At 29.8% G+C, this 3,026-nt stretch carries 3 protein-coding genes and 1 pseudogene; 2 read left to right on the plus strand and 2 right to left on the minus strand.

Annotation, left to right across the window (positions count from 1 at the left end; all coding sequences use genetic code 11):
- A pseudogene (locus VFS71_RS11945) lies at positions 1-386 on the plus strand (relaxase); the annotation flags it as partial.
- 298 nt (positions 387-684) lie between these two features.
- Here the strand turns inward: VFS71_RS11945 and VFS71_RS11950 are convergent.
- Together VFS71_RS11950 and VFS71_RS11955 are read right to left on the minus strand one after the other, a co-directional pair.
- Positions 685-2,100 (minus strand): HEPN domain-containing protein, encoded by a 1,416-nt coding sequence (locus VFS71_RS11950; RefSeq protein ID WP_326401508.1) that lies wholly within the window; start codon positions 2,098-2,100, stop codon positions 685-687.
- A 160-nt stretch (positions 2,101-2,260) separates the two neighbouring features.
- Entirely contained in the window at positions 2,261-2,515 is a 255-nt protein-coding gene (locus VFS71_RS11955) for a hypothetical protein (RefSeq protein ID WP_326401509.1), read from the minus strand.
- A gap of 89 nt (positions 2,516-2,604) precedes the next feature.
- Between VFS71_RS11955 and VFS71_RS11960 the strand changes: the two genes are divergently transcribed.
- The coding region (locus VFS71_RS11960) for a type I restriction endonuclease (RefSeq protein ID WP_414655998.1) at positions 2,605-3,026 on the plus strand (422 nt) is incomplete at its 3' end.

The raw sequence follows: 3,026 nt of genomic DNA on the forward strand, positions 1-3,026 counted from the left end.
TGGCAAAGTTATTGAAAAAAGAAGGTATTCACGCTGTATTTAGAAGAAGTTCCCAAGGTCAACTCTATGGCATTACCTATATTGACCATACAACAAAAAACGTTTTCAACGGAAGTAGTTTGGGGAAACAATACAGTGCCAAAGCTATCGAAGAACATTGTGGATTAAAGATTGCTGGTGAAGAAAAAAGGAATCAGATTTATGAAAAACTTCCTTCTAAAGAATCATTGATTGATAATCTTCAACTTCAAAAAGATAAACTTACTTTTCCAGATTTGGTGAAAGTCTTGGATATGCTTATGAAAGCTGAATATTCTTCGGATTATTTACCACAGCAACTAAAAAATAAAAGAAGAAAAAAAAGAAGGGGCTATCTAAATTTGTAATACATATCAATAGTTATCTAAAAACAAGCAATAGGTAGTCCAATTTATATTTCAAGACACTGTCCTAAAAAGTGTGTAAGTTTAAAAATAAAGGGGGGTGACTTTTTAATTAAAGCCGTACGATTTCATAATTATTTTATAAAATTAAACTAACTATTATTTGTCCCAATCTGTCAATAAATCTAACAAAAAAACTAACATCAGATTATTCATCTGACATTAGGTTTTACTTTAACTCAATTAGATTTATACGTTATTGATTCCTGGATCTTATCGCCACAAATTACCAAATTTATATTTAATCGAAATAACTTCTGAACATCATATAGGTTTTTTTCTTGATTAATTTGTCAAGCAAATTTTTGTCCATACCAGAATTAACAAGAAATGAACAAATCAAAAGTAGTCTTAATCTTTTCATCAATAAAACCAATTCCAATCCATCACTTGCTCTTTTTTTTCCATTCGAGTGATAATGAGTTAAATAATTTCTTGTTCTGACAATCGCTTTAATAAATTCATCTTTGTCGCCTATCATCGCATTAATCTGGTCATTTGAAAACTCACTTATCAAATACTTTAGCCTTGTATCAAAATGAAGCGGATTTGTTAATTTGGATTTAACCCAATCCTTTAGGTCTTCTGGAACGGAATTTAAAACTAAGTCAACCTTTTTTTTGAATTCTACATCTTGTATTTTCCTTTCTTCATCTTCAACAATCTTTAATTTTGAATGAAAACTCTCTGCTGCTTGTGCAACATTAATAAACATGACTTCTAAATAGTATTCAGATAAGTAGAACTGACCAAAAACTAAATTGAATGGCGCTTCAAATCTTTCATAATATTTAAACCAATTCTGAATGATTGATTTGAATTTGTCTTCAATATCACTATAAGTAAATATCATTTGCCAATCTTCTTTTGGCTTTCCAAATTTCAGGTTGGGTGAGATAATTGTATATAACTTAATATGAATTGCCATATCGTATTTGTTACGAAATTGGTCACTATATATTTCAGCATCTTCAATTCTGGTTTGGCTTTGAGTTGATGCTGATAAAAAGTTTTGAAACTTTTTTACATTATATAAAAGACCATCAATGCTTTGACCCTTTTTGAAGCGTAGAGCGAATGTTGTATGTTGTTTTAAAGTTTGCTCTTTTATTGCTCTTGCATATAAAGGGAAATTTGAATGGAATTTAATCTCCAATTCCAAATCCTCATCAATTGCTATGACAATTGGCTGCGGTTTAGCAAACGTTATTACATCCTCGCAATTCGGTATTTCTCTATCGACACTTATGCCGCTAATTCCTACCCATTCGTGAAGATTATAGATAGTTGTATAAATAGAATTGAAGGTAAAACTTCCAATATTCGGAATATGGATTCCTTTGAGCATATAATTCACTCGGAAATTTAAAGTACTAGGTTTATTTTTATTACTAAATCTACCTTTTAAATCATTTTCATTCCGAGGAATACCTGTTGAAGACGAAAATTGACATTGATATAAAGTGATTTCATCACCTTCAGAAGTCACCCCAAAAATAATTTCTTCACCATCATTATCGGACATATCATAAAAACTTCCTATTAATTCTAAAAAATGACGATTATTTGCAGGATCAAAAGATAAAGTACCTGGTACTTTTCTTTCTTCCTCATGCGGTAGAAACCACAAACCTTTAAATTCCAGTTTATCAATCATGAAAATAATTTAAGTATTTGTTTAAAAAATATTTTGGTAAAAATTTGCATAATTCTTTTTTATAGTAGCCACAAAATTAGAGTATTAAAACTTTTTATCCTTCAAAGGTATGAACTTTGGATGGGGCTTATACTCAGCTGATTGTTATAGTTTGTTTTATTTAAGGAACAACAATCAGTTTCAATTGTCCTTCCATGATTCCAAATATAACAACACCCCTTGAAAAACCATTTTCCCATTCCTTTGACATTTGCAGATTTAATTGCAAATCTAATTTTTTATGAAAATTTCCTTCTTCTGTATTTAAAACGTAAATTCTGAAATTTCCATCTTTCCTAAAATCTTTATTTTTTGCAATCGAAAAATCAATAAAATTTGGAATCGGCAATAGCTTTTTATAAAATGGTTTAATCAATTAAAAACGATTTTTTACTACGATTAAGGTTTCCCCCTTTTCAGTTCCGTATTTATTCGATACTTTAGTGAAAAATTATTGACAGAATGATTAATAAAAAATCCCTCACTGAAAGAGACATTTGTTCCAAATTTATAAACCCTACTTTATTAAAAGCTGGTTGGAATATGAAAACGCAAGTCCGTGAGGAAGTCTCATTTACAGATGGACGCATTATTGTACAAGGAAAATTATACACAAGAGGTAAAAGTAAGAGAGCTGATTATATTTTATATTACAAATCAAATGTCCCCATAGCAATTATTGAGGCTAAAGACAATAAAAAACCTGTTGGATCTGGGATGCAACAAGACTTAGAATATTCCGAAATATTACAAATTCCATTTGTATTCACCTCAAATGGAGATTCTTTTGTTTTTCACGATAAAACCACTGAATCGGGCGAATTAGAAAAAGAAATCTCACTTGATACATTTCCTTCTCCCGAAGAATTATGGAAAAAGTATTTAAA

Source organism: Flavobacterium sp. (assembly GCF_035760125.1).
In the GTDB taxonomy this organism is placed as follows: Bacteria; Bacteroidota; Bacteroidia; order Flavobacteriales; family Flavobacteriaceae; genus Flavobacterium.

Coding starts and splice junctions, on each gene's coding strand:
- VFS71_RS11950 (WP_326401508.1), bottom strand. CDS start 2,100: ATGATTGATAAACTGGAATTTAAAGGTTTGTGGTTTCTACCGCATGAG.